Genomic DNA, 18922 nt, shown 5'->3' with positions numbered 1-18922 from the left:
CTATACATCACCTTTCCTCATCAGATATAGAAAGTACGGCCCGCCAACGACAGCCATGACAATGCCCGCAGGAATATCGAGTGGAGCGAAGAACGTTCTACCAATCGTATCCGCAACAAGCAATACCAGTGCGCCAAGTCCAATACTCATCGGAATCAGATGTTTGTAATCGGATCCGACCAGCATTCGTGCCATATGTGGAACAACAAGGCCAACGAAGCCAATCATCCCAACCGTTGATACCGATACCGCCGCTAAGTAGACAGCGACGAAAGAGAGAAGAATGCGAACGCGATTCAGGCTTTCGCCTAGATTCAAAGCAACTTGCTCCCCGAGACGTAATATATTCGCTTGCCGGATACAAAATAACGCAACGATCCAGCCAATGACCGAGTACGGCAACATCACGCGCAGATCTCCCATACCTTTGCCCGACATACTCCCATTCAACCATTGCAAGGCTCCAGGCAGCTTATCGCTATAAAGGAGAGATAACAACCCGATAATGCCACCGAAGACAGAATTGACAGCAACCCCAGCAAGGATAACCCGTATTGGCGTGATCCCCCTCTTCTTCCATGCAAGCGCATAGACCATCAGCGCTGACAAGCTGCCGCCAATGATCGCTGCGAAGGGGATGAACGATGAGAATTGCGGTACGACCAGCAAGATGAATAATACGGCTACGGATGCACCGCTGGATACCCCTGTTAATCCCGGATCCGCGAGCGGATTATTCATAACAGCCTGCAGCATCGCGCCTGATAATGCTAAATTAATGCCAATCACTGCTGCGAGCATGACACGAGGAATTCGAATATCCCACAGGATGGTATCCGATACTTCGCCGCCATAGCCGAAGAGTGCTTTAATAATTTCTACAGGTGAGAATTGAACGCTGCCAAGCCCCATCGATACGATAATGGCTAAGATGAGTAGGACGAACGTCAAGCCTATCGTTAACCTGGTTGCCTTTTTATGTACGAGCACTTGTCTTCCCCCTATTCCACGAACCCAAGAGCTACGTCATTATGAGTACAGAATGCTTAGCATCTGTTGATAGGCATCCGACGCTTTGACGACTGACGCTACGCCGAACAAGTTATAATCCAGCGCTTTGACTTTGTCATTCTTAAATGCGTTCAATTTATCCCACGCACCGTTCTTCTTCACATCTTCTTCGAACTTCTTCACTGCTGTATTGGCATCGCCATGTGCAACCAATAGAATCACGTCAGGATTCGCCGCGACGACATTTTCCATATTAAGAGGTATATAAGTTTCTTCGGATTTCAGTACATCGGACACCACATTGGATGCTCCTAATTTCTTCGCAATACTTCCTGCAAATGTATTCTCATTCATCATCATGAACGATTCTGCAGAGCCGAATAGAATCATGATCTTCGGCTGTGTCTTTCCACTTGCTTGCTCTACACTTAATTTCTCTTGTTCAGCGAGCTTTGCAAGGAACGCATTGGCTTGATCTTCTTGCTTAAAAATGCGGCTGAGAACGACCGTTGTTAGTTTCAACTCTTCCAGTGAATCGGCTGGCAGATAAGCTGTCTTCAAATTTGCAGGCTTAAATTGCTTATCAAGACTAGACTTGATCGATTCTGGCCCTAGAATGACATCCGGCTGCAGCTTCGTTACTTGCTCGATATCCGGTTTGAGCGCGGATCCGATCCGTGGCAAATCCTTGAATGCTGCGGGTAACTCTAGCGTTGATGTTGGAACGCCGACCGGCATAACGCCTAATTCGTTCAGAATTTCCGAGATCGCAACGGAAGCCACAACCACTTTACTCGGCGCTGCATCCCCGAATTGTGCTTGTAATTCTGCAGCTTTGGTCTCATCTACGGTATAAGCCGACGCAGGAACTGCTGCTTTCTCCTCAGTTGCAACTTGTGCAGTCGTCTCTTGTCCTGCTTCTGCTGTCTGCTCTTTACTGCTGCAACCAACAGCGAGTGCTAGTAACAAAGCCCCCGTCAATAAACCCCATTTGCGAAACTGTGCATTCATTATGTATGTCTCCCCCACATATTATATTGATAGTGATAATCATTATCATAACTAGGAAGATATTAACACACGTTGTGTGCCATTGACAATAGCTTATTTTCAATATCTAAGAAATCATGAATTCTGCTATGCTCCCAAAAGAAAAAGCTCCTTCCATCACGGGAAGAAGCTTTCTTGAACTTCGTTGATTAGGACTGTTGTCCTGTGTAAATATGGATGGCATCACGCAAAAACTCCGCAGCCCCAGGGTAATGGTTATCATAATATGCACGGAAACGCTCGTCATCGACATACATTTGTGCGACACCCGCATGAGCCTCTTTACTATACTCGCTCCAATAATAGGTGAGCCACTGCTTGTGCAAGTCCGCAGCACGTTGCGCAACATCGCTAGCTGGATCCCCTGTCTGGATGGCATCGCCTAATACAGCAATCACTTCATTGGCAAGGCGCGTGACTTCATCATGCTGCTCTTGCGTCATATTTTTCAACTTCTCATTTGATTTGTTGACTGTATCATCCCCGTATTTCGACCGGATTTCAGCCCCATATTTGTGTTCATTCTCATCGATCATTTTCTGCTTAAAACCTTCGAATTTCTCACGGTCTGTCATCGTAATTCTCCCTTCGTTAAAGGCAATCGATTTGTCTACATTCGCAATTAACGCATCCAATTGCCGTCTTCTGTCAAGGAGTTGTTCTCGATGCTCTCGAAGCGCGATGGCCCCATTGAAGCTGGGAGAAGTTACGATCTCTTTAATACGATCCAGACTCATTCCGAGTTCTCGATAGAATAAGATCTGCTGCAATCGGTCGACTTCCTTCTGACCATAAATTCGATACCCTGACGAATTGACCTTTGCCGGCTTAAGGAGTTCAATCTCATCGTAGTATCGAAGCGTTCGAGTGCTGATCCCTGCGAGTTTGCCTAGTTTCTGGACTGTATATTCCACATGTTCGCCTCCTGACACCCTCAGGTTACACCTTTACGCAACGTCAAAGTCAACCCTATTTCGTAATCTTTTTTCACCTAAAAATCATGCTCTTATGTACTTCATTCTCACAACAATCTATGTCAATTATAGCTTCTTATAGTCACTTTTCATAATACCTTTGACCAGACTCGGCCACTTCGGATTGACAGGACAATATTTCGTCGCGACCTTCTCGACGGTTGTATAGCCTTTCTTCACATAATTTTTGGATAGCAGCTGACCGAACTTCTCCACACTTGCACCTTTGGATTTGAAATGAAATGCATCTTTATTCGAACCGCCCGTCGCATTTAAACCGAACAAATTATTTTTCGTCTTCGCAAGCCTACTCTTGCCATTGCCACTCTCCAGCTTCATCACAGCAATCGTAAAATAAGCATTGATTCCATACTCTTCTTCAATCTCTAAGACCGCTTCTTCGAGCTCATGACCCGCCAGTGCCGTACCTTTGAATAACTGCGCAATATGTTCCTCCGATAACCCGGAGTCTGATTGGATGGATGATGTCGGCTTCATTGGCTCCGTCACGACAGGTTGAGGGATGGTTCGTGCAGGACGCTTCGTCATGGTCACGACATCTGGAAATTCACGATTTGGATCGATCTCCGGTATATACACCGCATAACCTCCATGCACATAACCGCCGCCTTTCAGCTGAAGCCAGCCATTTGGTGTTTTGCGCACCACCTGCAGGACGGTCCCTTTCTTTTTCGTATCGATTCTCTTGGATGTTGCATAAGGGTTTGCTCGAACATTGAGGTAAGTTGCAGTAACTTCATAACGATCAAAGGACGGTTTCGCGGCAGTTACCTTGTTGTTCTGAGACGGCTTGCTTATGGACAGGGTTGTTACCCGACTCAATTCTTTCGATACAGATTTGGATGCGCTTAGATGAACAGGAAACATGGGACCTAGTATGGAGGCTTCCTTAACAGGAGCAGGAGATGATTCCGAATGAGGATTTAGGACACTTGGATTTAAACCCGCTGCTTTGGTGGATGCGAGGAAATCCATACCTACTGTCAAAAGCAATGTCAAACATAATACATATACAAATAATGGATAATTAATTAATCTACGCATGATTACACCTCTTCCTTATAAGTGATGAAGTAAACCTGCTTCAATATAGGTTAGATTGTACACATTTGATCGTAAAAAGCATGTCAAACGGTCTGTGAGGAATACTTGTTTATTTGTCGACCTAAGCGGAATCGAACCAACTGGGCTCGTATTCACGAATTCTTGATGTCATTCTTTGGGATGTCCATACATTTTTTTGGTGCGAAATGGGAAAAATTCAGCGAGAACATCGAAGCAGGAGGATACCCATGAAGACAACTGATGCGTTCCCGCAATACCCTGATTCTTACTGGATTGCTTCTTCGGAACCAATGACATTCCCCGCATTAAAAGAGGATATCCAAGCGGATGCAGCCGTCGTCGGAGGAGGAATTTCCGGCATTACGACCGCATTGTTGTTAGCCAGAGAGGGATTGGACGTCGTACTTCTCGAAGCTGGAGAGCTCCTAAAGGGCACCACGGGGCACACGACAGCCAAAGTTACCGCACAACATGACCTGATTTATCACGAGTTGATTCAGCATGTGGGCCTGGAGAAGGCACAGTATTACTATCATGCGAATCAAGAAGCAATACAGTTTATCAAAGAGCTTGTCCAAGAACAGTCCATCAATTGTGGATTAATAGATCAAGATGCTTATATTTATACCAACGATGAGCAGTATTTGCGGAATTTAGAGCTTGAAATGAAGGCTTACGAGCAGCTCGGAATTCATGGCGAACTTGTCCAATCGATGCCCCTCTCACTATCCATGAAGCAAGCACTCGTCATGCGCAATCAGGCTCAATTCCACCCTTTACATTATCTATATGCACTTGTCCGGATGTTCATGAAATTAGGCGGGAAAATTTATGAGCATACCACTGTTACGACCGTTGAGAATGCACCTGAACCAAAGCTCATTACCCGCGATGGGCATCATGTAACATGTCGTCACGCCGTGTCTTGTTCCCATTTCCCGTTCTATGACGGCATGGGCTTTTATTTCTCAAGATTGCATGCTGAGCGCTCCTATGTGCTTGGGGTAAAAAGTTCGGAGCCATACCCTGGAGGGATGTATATTCGCGCTGAAGATCCAACGCGATCCATACGCAGCACCTCGATGGCGAATGGCGATACTCTCTTGTTGGTAGGCGGCGAGGGGCATAAGACGGGGCAAGGCGTATGTACGATTCGGCATTACGAAGCACTGCAGACCTTTGCGATGGAGCAGTTCAAAGTCGAAGACATTCCTTATCGTTGGTCCACACAAGATCTTGTTACATTGGACAAAATCCCTTACATTGGGCAGATTTCATCTGGTGTTCAGAACGTCTATGTGGCGACAGGGTATCGAAAATGGGGTATGACGCAAGGGACCCTGGCAGCCCTTCTGCTGCGGGATACCATACTTGGGCGTGACAATCCGTATCAAGCGCTGTATACGCCGTCTCGGTTCCATGCCGATCCCGATATTAAAACGTTCGTCGTGCAAAATGCGGATGTGGCAAAACATCTCATTGCCGGCAAGTTGGAGATGGTACGTAAGAAACCTGAGGATTTAGAAGTGGGCGAAGGCGATGTGGTCACCGTAGATGGCCAAAGGGCAGGCGCTTATCGCGATGCACAAGGGGTTTTACATATGGTGGATACAACTTGTACCCACATGGGGTGTGAAGTGGAATGGAATGCGGGAGATTTAAGCTGGGATTGTCCTTGTCATGGATCACGCTTCTCGATCGATGGTGAGGTGATGGAAGGGCCAGCAAAGCGGCCCCTTACTCGATTGTAATTGGTTACGCACGGACCGACCAACGATGTTGATACTGCGCGAGCCTCGGATGCATCCGCTGAGGCTCCTCGGTTAAGACAAGACGCAGCTTCACAATCCAAGATTCGAAGGAATCGTAGGATGCGAATTGATTGGCTACCTCAGGCGTGAGAAATAAGAAATAGGGTGCAGCATATTGATCGCTAAGATGACGTAAGGCAGAATCGATTGGTGTATACTTCTTCCGTTTACCATCGAATTGTTCGATCTTCGCTGGTATTCCCGCATGATGCTGCTGCCAATCCACGAGACGATCTAATCGTTTGTAGAAGGCGCTCACCGGCTCCTTCGTCATCCGTCTTACCGTCTCTTCATGGAGTGGGTATAATACCAGTTCCTTAAAATCGTGCGTAGAAGCATATGCAGCGGCAAGTTCCAGATCAAGATCTGTCGTATGCTCAAATGCATCGTAGTATATTAACGTCCCTTTCCGTGTTAGAACCGGGGGTTCATAACCGAAAGGGACTTTCTCTGCTGATCGTGCCACCTTGTTCCCTCCATGTTGAATCAGTTTGCATTCTATGACAAGATTTTCTCTAGACAATAAAAAGGGACGTACGTATGCGGAAAAACAACCGTCCCCTTCAGTTCATAATTTAAGTAGCGGTATAGCTCATAGGCTCTTTTATTCTTCGTGTAACAATCCATTCGTATGCAAGAAAACTCCCTGCTCCGTGCCTCATGCTCGGCATATGCAATAAGTTTCCTTGCGATCCCTCTCCCTTGACACTTCGGATCGACTGCAAGTCGATAGATCGTTAGTACCCGCGTATCATCCTTACTTGACCATTGAATATGCTCATATTCTGCAGGTTGCGTCTCACCGAGTGTCATCAATCCGAGGATAGCTTCATCCTCACGATACGTATAAACATTCCCTAATGCTATGTCTGATCTGACAAGCTCTGTCGTTGGATAATGCTCGTTCCACTGATCAATTCCTAATTGGTTGAGGTGGTCTGTACACCTATGGATGATGTCCATCAAATGCTTAAGGTCAGATAGATTCGGTCTTGTAATCATTTTCGCTCTCCCAAGGTAAAATTAAGCGGCCATCATCATACTGGTATAGGACTTCGAAATGCAGGCCTGAACCGTGCTCGATCTCTGCAGCATTTTATTCTCAATCTGACCGATCATCGCAACAGATTCCATATCGTTCTTCTGGATCAGTTGAATTAGCGTGCCAATATCTCCGTCTAGATAGGTGCTCGCCAGTCGCTCAATTTGTTCTTTGGCGATATGATCTTCGGTAACAGCCGAATCGATATTCTTCTCATCTTGAATATCCGCTAGTGTTTGGCGAGCACGATGAAGTGCTGCTTTTACGGCTCCTTCAGATGTCTTCATGATCTTAGATGCTTCCGCAATGGAATACCCGAGCACATCCCTTAGTAGGAACACTGTTCGTTGGCGCGGCGATAAATGCTTCATCAGGTGATGAAAAGCAGCCTCTACTTCCAGCCGGGCGTGATCTGGGTACAAAATGGGATCTAGCTGTAACTGCTCCATGATTCGGCTCAGGTGGGTTCTTCTCCGCATCTGATCGATCCATGTATTCTTCGCAATCCGAAGCAGCAATGCTTCCGGGTTCAGATGTGACAGTCCTGGACTGGCACTTAAAGCTTTAACCCATGTATCTTGTACCAAATCTTCTGCATCATCCCGGGAATTCGTTATGGAAAGACAGTAACGACGAAGTACAACCTGCAGCTGATCCACACGATCTTGATGAGACACCTTCTCTACTTGCATAGGTTCGATATAGACCATTTCACAACCTCCTTTGCTCAATAAACAACATTCCCCTTATGAAGCAAACGAATGGTTCTCTTCATAAGATACGCGGCTCAAAAATAAAGTTGTATTTACCCCAAATGGAATAACTTCCGTATCCTATGCCTTCACTGATTCGTTTACCAGAAGAATGACCATAACGAATCCCTTGGAGGTATGAAGATGAGTAACTATATCCCTTATGTCGTGGAACAGACTCGCTTGGGCGAGAGATCCTACGATATTTATTCCCGATTATTGAAGGATCGAATCATTTTCCTAGGTTCCGCCATTGATGATCAAGTCGCGAACAGCATTGTCGCCCAGATGCTCTTCCTCGCCGCAGAAGATCCCGATAAAGACATCTCCCTGTATATTAACAGTCCTGGCGGTTCCACAACAGCAGGATTTGCAATCTACGATACGATGCAGTATATCAAGGCACCTGTTCACACCATTTGTACAGGATTCGCCGCTTCCTTCGGCGCCATTCTGCTGCTGGCTGGAACCGCTGGCAAACGCTTCGCTCTCCCGAATAGCGAGATCATGATTCATCAGCCTAGTGGCGGGGCACAGGGCCAAGCGTCAGATATTGAAATTACCGCCAAACGGATACTGAAGACGCGTCAACAACTGAACGAGATTACGCAGAAGCATACAGGCCAATCTTTGGAGCGAATTGAGAAAGACATGGACCGTGATCATTTCATGTCAGCCGAGGAAGCATTGGAATACGGCATCATCGACAAGGTGATTACCCACATGTAATTCGTGAGAAGAGGAGTGTTAAGTGCTCCTCTTTTTTTTCTATTCATGTGAAAATAATTGAATCAGGTCATGAACCGTCTTCGTGATAAAAGTTGGCTTGATTTGTGCTACTTCTTCACTGCTACCATACCCATATTCAATCCCAACGGATGCAATATCATTTTTGTGTGCACCAATGATGTCATGTTTACGATCACCAATCATAATCACACGGTCTTTCTCTACTTGATATCGGTCAAGAATCGATTGGATGATCTCTGCTTTGTCGGACATGGTACCATCCAAGTTGCTTCCACAGACGTCATCAAAATACATATCGAGTTCAAAATGAGCTACGACCCGTTTCGCGAACACCGTTGGCTTGGAAGTGGCTACAATCAGCCTTCGCCCCTGCTCTTGCAGCATTGTAAGTAAATCTCGGATCCCCGGATAGACATCATTCTCATAGATTCCCGTATCCTTGAAATATTCCCGGTAATACTCTACCGCTTGCTTCGCTTGTTCCGCATCGAAATGATAGACTTCCTGAAATGAATTCACAAGTGGTGGACCGATAAACGGCACTAATTCATCTAAATTCTCGACGTGAATATCGAAATTGCGAAGGGCATATTGTACAGATTTTGTAATGCCTAGCTTCGGGTCCGTCAATGTACCGTCTAGGTCAAATAGTATCGTTTGATAGTTCAACATATGCTGTCTCCTCCCATTCTTCCCACAGCCTACATCAGCATTAATAGATTCCTATTGCATCATGCGGTAAATCTCTTACTTGTCGCAGATAACTCAGCATGTTCTCATCGTCTCTCATATTATAGGTAAATCCGCCGTCCTCAGCGACTTCAACTGCGAGTATCCGGAACAACTCACAGGCCGCAAAGACCGCAACCCAGAACTTCTCAGGTTCGCGATCCGCATAGGTCGATTCGTATTTCTCCCAATACGGTGATGGTAGATAGGTTTTGAAGTATTTTCCCATTTTCCCCGTTGAAACGCCGAATTCATGTTGTGAACTGACCCACCAAGTTACCATGCGATCCAACATGGCCTTTGACGTGAGTTCATACATAGATCTTGCATAGGGCATTTCGTCCCGCCAAATCCCTTTGACTACGTTCTGTAGACACCACCAAAATTCATTGCAGCAATGGAGAAATTGAACTTCTGTCGGATTATGTACGTGATAATCTTCATCTGTTGGCGCTGGAATCGATGGTAGGCAGCTATCCTTGTCTAACAACGGTACTGTCAACTTATCACTTACATAACCTTCCAACATCGATTCATGTGTCTCGATATGTAGGTCAATCCGATTCCCATCGGTGAAGAGCATGAGGTACGTATAGGATCGATCGAAATTCATAGGAATTCCTGAAGCCTGGTCCATCTTATCTGGCTCCTGAATCATCAGCAGATCTCCGAACACTTGAATCCACGATTCATCTTGAATAAATGAAGAGGTCACTGTCACGACAAACACAATATCGTAATCTTGAAAAATATCTCTCGGAGCATTCGGGTTCGTCCTCGAACCGTTCATATATACCGCACGTATACGGTCATCGCGCTTCGCGACGCCGAGAATCAGTTCGAACATTTCTTGTTCGGTTCGCATCGTTACTTGTTCCTTCATCTCCATCTCAATCTATCCCTCCTACACACGCAAGTCTATTTTTTTAATTTTAATCATTGAGAACCGAAACGGTAGCCGAATAAACAGCACTTCCATGATCATTTGCAATACACCGAAGATAAGCAGCAAGTTGATCCAGCTCTCTTCGACATTCAATAAGAACGGATAGAAGATAAGCTGTGCGATGGCCAAGACCATATAAAGATTCCTTCGAGTTATAACTGTCATATGTAAATCTGTTTGCCTTTCGGCTCTCGCTATTGCTGCGAACCCCTGACAGATCCAGAAGACAATTAGAACATGATATCCTAATAAAGCTTCTGAGTAGATGTGCAGATAGAGCGGTAGGGAACCGAAATTCGAGAAAGTAACGCTAGATGCCATGAGAACATGCGGAAGCGTTACGAAGATCATTCCAATCGCGACCCATTTCGCCTTAATAAATACGGTATGCAATGAACTTAGTTGAGAAAGGGCGGTTGCGATCATGATATACCCTACGAAATCCGGCAATACATCAAAATAAAATACTCGAAAATCAATCACTTCAAAGACCAAACCCCAGCCTAACCGTCTATACGCACGATGTACTTCTGGTTTCATTCGAGCTCACCCCCGGTTCGAACCAAATGATGTACCTGGGCATTCGTTAGACGTAAGTATTGGCTTATGGGCACACTTTCTACAACCGTACGACCGTCTAGCGTTCGGAAATGAAGTTGAATCTTGGATTGGAATATTTCATCGGCAGCATGCTCAGCATCCTGATTGGACCAATGGTATTGCAATGTTATTGCTTCGCCTTTTTCAATGTTCATCGGCAATTTCAATTCATTGACCGGTATATTGGCAAGTTGCAGATTCAACCAAGACTTCGATTGATCCTTAATACCAAAGTCGACTTTTTCTAGCTTTACCTTCTGCGTCGCACGCACCGTGTAACTACCTGACCCATCTGAAGATCCACTTGAAGCTATAAAATCAACAACATCTGACTCTTTATCCTCCACAATCCGAATCTCGCCAATCGGTACCATGGCAGGCGGGCCCTCATTGTAGTACACGAACAGTTCATTGATCGTCACCGGCAATTTCCCACGCAGCTCATCATCATTCCATTGCAAATCAGCAGCTGCCTTCATCATCATGTGGTGCCTATATGTTTGATCTGGGTAGATTTGAAAACGGATCTGCGGGAAATCTACGAATTGTATACCTGTAACTTTCTTGCCTTCATTCTTATTTTCGAGAAAGTTAATATAGATTGTTTTACCATGATTCATATTCACGATCATATGATATTTGAAAAATAGCGGCTCCTTCAAATGCAACTGTTGAAAATAAAGAATATTGAATATCCAGCTCCCCAAAATAAGAACAATGGTCAATCCACCGAGTGCCTTCCACTTTACCTTCAACCGCCTCCCCCTCTCATTATGATATTCTACCATTTTTTAGGGAATTGGTCAGCGAGGTATTTACGCATGCATCAAAATTAGCCCTTCACGATGTGAAGGGCTGTTGTTTATGCCGACGATCTGATTATGCCATGGACAATTGCTTATGCGCATGCTGCTTAAAATACGCCTGCAACAGTGCACCATCATGCTCCACTCGTGCGTCTATGACGTGGGACGTCATCTGTTTGAACTGCGACCCTTCATAAATGCAATGATGATCATAGCATTTCGGGTCCTCTAATATCATAGGCAGAGTATGTGGAATGTTCGTCGCAATCCCATGATTCTCCGGATGAACGATCCAAGGAACGGTCTTCCAATCCAGTATGCCTTCATCGGTTCGAATCGGCGTAGGATACTCGAAATCTACCGGTACTTCAGCCAAATAGATATACATCCCGCCATAATTCACCTCGTCGACGGTCCATGTAATCATGCCTTTAAACTGAAGATCTTCGATATCCATTCGGGTTTCTTCCTGAATCTCACGAATCATCGATTCTCGGATGGTCTCATGGGCTTCAAGTTTGCCGCCGATCCCATTCCAGCATCCCATCCAGCTGGATTTCTCGCGATTTAATAAGAGAATCTCTTCCCCTCGCTTAATAAAACAAATATTATACTTTAACATTTTCATTCGCTCCTACACTACACGATCTAAGGCGCCGGACAGGCGATGTAATATTCGCTCTCTGCCCCATGACGTAATGACGTACTCTATATCAATCATTTATTCCGATAGAAACCCTTGCGCGATACTCTTATCGATAATTTCTTGCGCATACTTCCATAGCGACTCCGAGCCTTCTCTGATTTTGTGGCTGCGTTCCCGGACCTGTGTAATCTTAATTCCGTTCGCTGCCCATATACTCCCTTGATTCTTATAGTTGTGAATGAGCGGCTGCAAGCGATCGAGCGCCATGGCGAACTTCGCCTCAGCGCTCTTCCCGTCTTCGAATTCCTGCCATAATGCCATATACTCTTGCTTCTGATCTGCAGGCAGTAGTCCAAATATTCGCTCAGCCGCTTGATATTCACGCTCATATTTGTCCGCATGACCGGATACATCATAAGCATACGTATCTCCCGCGTCAATCTCGACAATATCATGAATCAAGACCATTCGTATGACCTTACTGACATCTAAGTTCGGCTCATTCGCATGCTCACAGAGATTCATCGCCATCATCGCCAGATGCCAAGAATGCTCCGCGTCGTTTTCATTCCGATTCGTGTAGATCAATTTGGTTCTTCGAATAATATTTTTCAACTTATCCAGTTCAATGATGTATTCCATCTGTTGATATAATCGTTCCATTATCTCCAGCCGACTCCTTCCGCTGCTCAATATCCCAATTATATCGGCAAAACGATGGATTGGAAACCTGTTCTACCGCACTTACTCTTCAGAGGACATCTCAATCGTTAATCCTTCCACATGCTTGCGATTCATGAGCTTACGCTTCTTACGATTGGATTTCGAATCGAGCACGATGCTCAGGTCGTAGTCTTCGCCATAGAGATCTTTGGCTTCAATAAAGAGCTCTACCCGTTTCTTGTTGATCTTCAGTTTCTGCTTCTGAATCATAACACCGATGACCCCTCTCGCGTCCTCGGTCTCATAGATCACGCCGGTTCGGTCGAGGTAGGGTATCCGAACGCGGTCCCCCAGCTGCAACGGCCTTGGCTTGCTTGGATGCTCTTCCGTTCCCGCAGGCAGGGTATTAACTTCGTTCAATTGAGGTTTTCGAACAAGCGCACGTTCTTCCCCTCGATTTACAGGAGCTTTCTCCAGCTGTTTCTGCTGCTGACTCGGCATATTCGGGATCACACGATCATCAACGGACTTGAACGCTTCGAATGTCTGATCGCGCGGCAATTCCGCCTTCACACCTTGCGAGGTGATTTCCTGTGAGCGTGTGATAATCTGCTCAGGGAGTCCTAGCTTCTTCGCGATCAGGAACGCATAGCTCTGTCCTGCCTCCCCAATAATCAGCCGATATGCTGGTTGCAACGTCTCTGGATCAAACGCCATTCTTGCATTCTCAAACCCGGGAGTAAACGAAGCGAAATTTTTAATCTCGGTAAAATGTGTCGTCGCAACGACCGTCGATCCTCGGCGGTGAAGCTCTTCAAGAATCGCGATCGATAATCCAACCCCTTCGCCCGGATCTGTTCCTGATGCCATCTCATCGATGAGAATCAGCGTTCCACGGCTTGCTACTTGAAGAATATCAATGACATGACGAATATGTGCTGAAAATGTGCTGAGGGCATGCTCAATACTCTGTCCATCACCAATGTCGACCATCACTTGATCGAAGACCGAGAACATGCTCTCTTCCGCTGCGGGAACTAATAAGCCTGATTGAACCATCAAGGTAAGAAGTCCAACGGTCTTCAGTGCAAGCGTCTTCCCGCCCGTGTTCGGGCCCGTTATGATAAGGGATTTGTAATAACGTCCTATCGCGAAATGAAGCGGCACCATATTCCGAAGCAGGGGATGTCTAGCTTCAATCACATCCATCATACCTTCATCATTCAATCGTACATTTTTGCCGTTCATGGTCATGGCATATTTCGCTTTCGCGAACACGAAATCATAGATCCCTACCGTATCGACATTCAATTGAATCTCATAAGTGTATTGCTCGACGAATGCCGTCAAGTCGCTTAATACTTTGGCTTCGATCCGCGCTTCCTCCGCTCTGTAGCTCGCAAGCTCATGCTGGATATGTGCAATATCCGCAGGCTCAATGAAGACTGTCTGACCGCTAGCTGATTCATCCAAGACGGTTCCCTTGATTAGTTTACGATGTTCTCTTCGGATGGGAAGCACATAACGATCATTACGCATGCTTATTATTCTCTCTTGCAAAATCGAACTGTGCTTGTTCATTAGTGCGTCAAGCCGACTCTTCAATCGCTCTTCAATCACCGCGATCCGCTTGCGTACTTTCGTAAGATCCTTACTCGCGAAATCCGTGACTCGACCATTCCGAATGCAGCGTTCAATTTCAGTTTTGAGCGTCGAGAGTTCATACATCGATGTGCCATAGGCGCTAATATGCGGTGCGATCATGGCCTTCGTTCCCATATACTTAATGAGCTGTGCGCAGCTGTGCAGAAAGGTATGGATGTGCGAGAAGTCTTGCTCTGTGAAGACGTAGCCCGTATCCATCATATCCAGGATATGCTCGAAACCCTCGAGCGAAGGGATCGGTACGCTCCCACCGTTCTGAAGTATCACCTTGGCCTCAGCTGTCTCATCCAGCTTCTGGCGAATCATCTTGAACTGCGTCATCGGCTCCATCGCCTCAATATGACGTCTTCCTAGATAAGAAGCGGCATGGTGTGCTAATAATTCTTTCACTTTCCCGTATTCCAGTCGTTGCAGATTTGCTTGATCCATCTTCTAATTTCCTCCTTAGAATAAAAAAAGGCAGAGAATGACCGTCGTCATTCTCTGCCTTGAAATTTGATATCCTATCTACATATCCGCCGTAAAAAAACCACAAAAAAATCCGCGCTGAAAACAGCACGGATTTAGGCTTCATGAATGATAGGTATACACCTAGGGCATTGTATGATATCCGCTGTTCTTAACTAATTCCGAGGTCCTTCGCTCTGCATCACAAAATAAACATTGTCTATATCAAAATTTCGACAACGTTCACTCGCGCGTACGAATCCTCTCTATGGAATTTGATTAGTTAAGAACGACCACCAACATCAAAGTCTCTCCCTTAAGTGCAGAATAGTGTCATTATAGCGAAGTTCAAGGTGAATATCAAGCAAATGCTGGCAAATCTATAATTTCGTTAAGATTTCAGGACCGTGTTCCGTAATCGCAACGGTATGTTCATATTGTACACAGATCGAGCCATCCATTGTTCGAGCGGTCCAACCATCCGCATCGATAAAAGCGCGCCAATCTCCAAGTGTGAACATCGGTTCAATGGCAAGAACTAGCCCCTTTTTCAAGAGTGCCCCAGTGCCTCGACGACCATGGTGCGGTACAGCCGGCTCTTCCCAGAGATCTTGACCAATGGCATGACCCGTAAATTCTCTAACATTCCCGTACTTGTACTGATCGGCAAAGGACTGGATCGCATGCCCAATATCACCAACTCGCTTCCCAATCACCGCCTGCTCGATGCCGAGCATCAAGCCAGTATGACAATCCTTCATCAGCTTCGTAATTTTATCGGATACTTGCCCTACGGCATACGTCCAACCCGAATCCCCATGAAACCCTTTGTAGAATGCGCCGAGGTCGATCGTAATAACATCTCCATCTTGCAAGGGCTCATCATCCGGAAACCCATGACAGATGACATCATTTCTTGCTGCGCATATGGAGGCTGTAAAACCGTGATGTCCCTTAAAACTTGGCAGTGCGCCTCTTTTACGAATATGATTCTCCACCATCTGATCCAACTCTTGTGTTGTAACGCCTGGTTTAATCTTCTCCGCGAGAAATGCATGACATTCGGCAACAATTCGTCCCGCTTCACGCATAATCTCTAATTCTTGCTCCGACTTCGTGATCATTGTTCAACACCTTTCAGAGGGAATATTGAGATGAAAATGATGCCTTGATGCCAGTTAACCATGAATGAGAGCATCTAACTGAGGTGGAACACGATGCAGCGTTGCTTGCTCGTAACCATAAGCAATCTTGAGCAGCGTCGGCTCACTGTATGCCGTTCCGATAAATGTAATTCCTTGCGGTCCTTTCGTATTATAACCACCCTCCGCCGTTATTCCATCAATCGCATAGCCGCCAGGTACGGTGATAACAGGATATCCTACCTTTGCCGCAAGATCGACTCCATCCTCAAAGGCTAGCAGAATTAGGGCATCCAGTTGATGTTCCTTCAGTACGCGATCGATCCCTTGGTCAGCTGCCATCTCCTTGTTGAGTGCAAGACTCTCCCAATATTCAGGCTCAGACAAATCCCCAACCGTCTCCTCAGCCCATATCAGCACATCCTGACCATACTTTAATGCAATATCTGCATGGGCATCATTGTAATGAATCACATCTTGCAAGGAACGGACGGGTACGGAATCATCTAATCGCGCCAAATAATCATTTAGGCCTTTCTTGAACTCATATCTCATAATATTAGGACCCCATGCCGTATGTTCACACGGGATATCGACGGGATCAATTATCGTAGCACCCTTACGCTTAAGGACTTCGATCGCCGCTTCGAAGATCTCTAGCCGATCAGGATCTAGAGCCCGAATATAACATCTTGGCACACCTATTCGTGCATGCTGAAGGTAATCTGCATCTAGGAATTGCGTATAATCGGAATGTGCATGTTCTTCACTCGAAGCCGTTGCAGGATCTCTCAAATCTACCCCAGTCATCGCACTCAATAAAATCGCTGTATCCCGAACGGTTCTTGTCATAGGACCCGCTGAATCCTGAGAATGCGCAATCGGGATAATCCCTGTTCTGCTCACGAGTCCAATCGTCGGTTTGATGCCAACGATGCTATTCTGGCTCGCAGGACAGATGATCGAACCCGACGTCTCCGTACCAATCGCCGCTGCGGCCAGATTGGCCGCGATCGATGCACCCGATCCGGCGCTAGATCCGCCCACGAAGACTTCACCGGGTCCATAAGGATTCAATATGAGACCGCCTCTGGAGCTATATCCTGACCACATTGTGCTTGACATGAAATTCGCCCACTCGGTCATATTGGCTTTCCCGAGCAGAATCGCCCCTGCTGCTCTGAGCTTAGCTGCTACAAATGAATCCTCTGCAGCATACGAATTTGCAAGTGCGATCGAACCAGCACTCGTATGCATATTATCATGGGTGTCAATATTATCTTTTAACAGAATGGGAATCCCGTGTAAGGGGCCCCTGCTGCCATGAAGCTGCCGTTCTTCATCCAATGCCTCTGCAATGGCCAGTGCATCTGGATTTACTTCCAGAATGGAATTCAACTTCTCGTCATACCTATCGATTCGATCCAGATAGAACTTTACAAGCTCCACAGCACGGAGTTTCCCTGATTCCATTGCCGCCTGCATTCGTTCAATATCTGCTTCGATTAACCAATCCAAATTTGTGGTCATACGATGACCCCCCTTATCTATTCCTCGCTACTTTTTCATAGAACACCCCTATATTACCATTATGTGGATTTATATGTATAGACGATGCTCAAACTTGAATGAAGCACAAATAAAACCCATCCATCTATCCATTAACCATAGATATCTAAAATGGGTTTATCCGCATCTGAACGAGCCTTAGAATAACACCTTCACAATAATACCCGCTAGAACTGCCGTTATCGGGATCGTTATAATCCAAGTCATGGCAATTCGTCCCGCGAGTGACCATTTCACCGATGAGAATCGCTTGGCGGACCCCACCCCCAGAATGGATGAAGTAATGACATGGGTAGTACTCACGGGCAAGTGCAGTAACGTACTGGTTAGAATCACGCTTGCTGCCGAAATATCTGCTGCGAACCCATTGATTGGTTCAATTCGGAAGATTTTCGTCCCCATCGTCTTAATGATCTTCCATCCGCCAACGGATGAACCCAGTGCCATAGAAGTTGCTGCTGTAATCTTAACCCAGAGCGGAACATCTAACGTATCTTGAACCCCTCCGGCTACAAGCGCAAAGGTGATAATCCCCATGGCCTTCTGTGCATCATTGGTTCCATGCGCGAAGGATTGCATCGCTGCCGTGAAAATCTGCGTAATCCGGAATCCGCGATTCACGGCATGCGGGCTTCGGCTCGCGAAAATCCATTTTAACAACGTCATGACGACATAACCAATGGCAAAACCGATAATCGGTGACAAGATAAGCCCTTTAACAATGCCAATAAATCCGCTCCAATTCACGTGATCGGAACCTGCTCCCATGAACACAGCACCAGCCAAGGAACCAATGAGCGCATGCGATGAGGATGATGGAATGCCGAACCACCAAGTTACTAAATTCCAGGTGATCGCCGCGATTAACGTCGCTATCACAATCTGAACGCCGTTATCTAGCGTTGCAGGGTCCGCCACACTGCCGCCAATCGTCTTCGCGACACCCGAGAACATGAGTGCCCCGATGAAGTTCATGACAGCAGCGAGCAGAATGGCAGCTCTGGGTGTTAATGCTCTTGTCGAGATCGATGTAGCAATTGCATTCGCCGTATCATGGAACCCATTAATAAAATCAAAAGCAACGGCAAGAATGATAACAATACCTAATATCCATAAACTATCCATGTTGTTCCCCTCCAATGATGAAACCGATCCAATGAATCCCAGTTTGTGTTAATTTTGCTCGAATCGGACTTGAATATACACGCCAAAAAGATCGCCTCACCGCAAACC

General features: G+C 46.1%; 19 protein-coding genes. 2 read left to right on the top strand and 17 right to left on the bottom strand.

Features of this window, described 5'->3' with window-relative positions; all coding sequences use genetic code 11:
- From AC3WU2_RS15130 to AC3WU2_RS15115, 4 genes are all read right to left on the bottom strand, one after another.
- Positions 1-990, bottom strand: a complete 990-nt coding sequence (locus tag AC3WU2_RS15130) for a FecCD family ABC transporter permease (protein ID WP_492455481.1) — start codon at positions 988-990, stop codon at positions 1-3.
- A 39-nt stretch (positions 991-1029) separates the two neighbouring features.
- Positions 1030-2022, bottom strand: a complete 993-nt coding sequence (locus AC3WU2_RS15125) for an ABC transporter substrate-binding protein (RefSeq protein ID WP_492455479.1) — start codon at positions 2020-2022, stop codon at positions 1030-1032.
- 188 nt (positions 2023-2210) lie between these two features.
- Positions 2211-2975, bottom strand: a complete 765-nt coding sequence (locus AC3WU2_RS15120) for a MerR family transcriptional regulator (RefSeq protein WP_018758198.1) — start codon at positions 2973-2975, stop codon at positions 2211-2213.
- A 126-nt stretch (positions 2976-3101) separates the two neighbouring features.
- Positions 3102-4100 (bottom strand): glucosaminidase domain-containing protein, encoded by a 999-nt coding sequence (locus tag AC3WU2_RS15115; protein ID WP_492455476.1) that lies wholly within the window; start codon positions 4098-4100, stop codon positions 3102-3104.
- Between the two features lie 248 nt (positions 4101-4348).
- Here AC3WU2_RS15115 and AC3WU2_RS15110 point away from each other — a divergent pair, with 248 nt between their 5' ends.
- Complete coding sequence (locus tag AC3WU2_RS15110; RefSeq protein ID WP_492455474.1) at positions 4349-5872, top strand: FAD-dependent oxidoreductase; 1524 nt, start codon at positions 4349-4351, stop codon at positions 5870-5872.
- Positions 5873-5876: 4 nt separating this feature from the next.
- Here the strand turns inward: AC3WU2_RS15110 and AC3WU2_RS15105 are convergent, their stop codons facing one another.
- Genes AC3WU2_RS15105 through AC3WU2_RS15095 form a run of 3 tightly spaced genes read right to left on the bottom strand, consistent with a single transcriptional unit; the run spans position 5877 to position 7684 of the window.
- On the bottom strand, positions 5877-6398 hold the full coding sequence (locus AC3WU2_RS15105) for a hypothetical protein (RefSeq protein ID WP_492455472.1): 522 nt from the start codon (positions 6396-6398) through the stop codon (positions 5877-5879).
- A gap of 32 nt (positions 6399-6430) precedes the next feature.
- Entirely contained in the window at positions 6431-6934 is a 504-nt protein-coding gene (locus AC3WU2_RS15100; RefSeq protein WP_492455470.1) for a GNAT family N-acetyltransferase, read from the bottom strand.
- Positions 6935-6955: 21 nt separating this feature from the next.
- Positions 6956-7684: an RNA polymerase sigma factor gene (locus tag AC3WU2_RS15095; protein WP_492455468.1), complete on the bottom strand. Its 729-nt coding sequence runs from the start codon at positions 7682-7684 to the stop codon at positions 6956-6958.
- Between the two features lie 186 nt (positions 7685-7870).
- Between AC3WU2_RS15095 and clpP the strand changes: the two genes are divergently transcribed.
- Positions 7871-8455, top strand: coding sequence for an ATP-dependent Clp endopeptidase proteolytic subunit ClpP (gene clpP / locus AC3WU2_RS15090; protein ID WP_492455466.1), 585 nt, complete (start codon positions 7871-7873; stop codon positions 8453-8455).
- A 39-nt stretch (positions 8456-8494) separates the two neighbouring features.
- Here the strand turns inward: clpP and AC3WU2_RS15085 are convergent, their stop codons facing one another.
- The 10 genes from AC3WU2_RS15085 to AC3WU2_RS15040 all read right to left on the bottom strand — a co-directional run bounded on the left by AC3WU2_RS15085 (position 8495) and on the right by AC3WU2_RS15040 (position 18814).
- A complete protein-coding gene (locus AC3WU2_RS15085; RefSeq protein WP_492455464.1) occupies positions 8495-9148 on the bottom strand; it encodes an HAD family hydrolase in 654 nt (217 codons plus the stop codon).
- A 40-nt stretch (positions 9149-9188) separates the two neighbouring features.
- Positions 9189-10070 carry an aminoglycoside 6-adenylyltransferase gene (locus AC3WU2_RS15080; RefSeq protein ID WP_492455850.1) on the bottom strand — a complete coding sequence of 294 codons (882 nt, stop codon included), beginning with the start codon at positions 10068-10070 and terminating at the stop codon, positions 9189-9191.
- A gap of 39 nt (positions 10071-10109) precedes the next feature.
- Complete coding sequence (locus AC3WU2_RS15075; RefSeq protein WP_492455462.1) at positions 10110-10691, bottom strand: hypothetical protein; 582 nt, start codon at positions 10689-10691, stop codon at positions 10110-10112.
- A complete protein-coding gene (locus AC3WU2_RS15070) occupies positions 10688-11506 on the bottom strand; it encodes a hypothetical protein (RefSeq protein ID WP_492455460.1) in 819 nt (272 codons plus the stop codon). The genes AC3WU2_RS15075 and AC3WU2_RS15070 overlap by 4 nt, the downstream gene beginning before the upstream one ends.
- A 124-nt stretch (positions 11507-11630) precedes the next feature.
- Positions 11631-12179 carry an NUDIX hydrolase gene (locus tag AC3WU2_RS15065; protein ID WP_492455457.1) on the bottom strand — a complete coding sequence of 183 codons (549 nt, stop codon included), beginning with the start codon at positions 12177-12179 and terminating at the stop codon, positions 11631-11633.
- A 99-nt stretch (positions 12180-12278) separates the two neighbouring features.
- Positions 12279-12866 (bottom strand): HD domain-containing protein, encoded by a 588-nt coding sequence (locus AC3WU2_RS15060; protein WP_492455455.1) that lies wholly within the window; start codon positions 12864-12866, stop codon positions 12279-12281.
- An 81-nt stretch (positions 12867-12947) separates the two neighbouring features.
- Entirely contained in the window at positions 12948-14960 is a 2013-nt protein-coding gene (locus tag AC3WU2_RS15055) for an endonuclease MutS2 (protein WP_492455453.1), read from the bottom strand.
- A 398-nt stretch (positions 14961-15358) separates the two neighbouring features.
- Entirely contained in the window at positions 15359-16102 is a 744-nt protein-coding gene (gene map, locus AC3WU2_RS15050) for a type I methionyl aminopeptidase (RefSeq protein ID WP_492455451.1), read from the bottom strand.
- Positions 16103-16156: 54 nt separating this feature from the next.
- Positions 16157-17650: an amidase family protein gene (locus tag AC3WU2_RS15045; RefSeq protein WP_492455450.1), complete on the bottom strand. Its 1494-nt coding sequence runs from the start codon at positions 17648-17650 to the stop codon at positions 16157-16159.
- Between the two features lie 177 nt (positions 17651-17827).
- Positions 17828-18814: an inorganic phosphate transporter gene (locus AC3WU2_RS15040; protein WP_018758182.1), complete on the bottom strand. Its 987-nt coding sequence runs from the start codon at positions 18812-18814 to the stop codon at positions 17828-17830.
- Positions 18815-18922: the final 108 nt, after the last annotated feature.

It is taken from the genome of Paenibacillus sp. EB106-05-06-XG162 (assembly GCF_058791655.1).
This window is presented reverse-complemented; position numbering and strand designations above follow the sequence as displayed.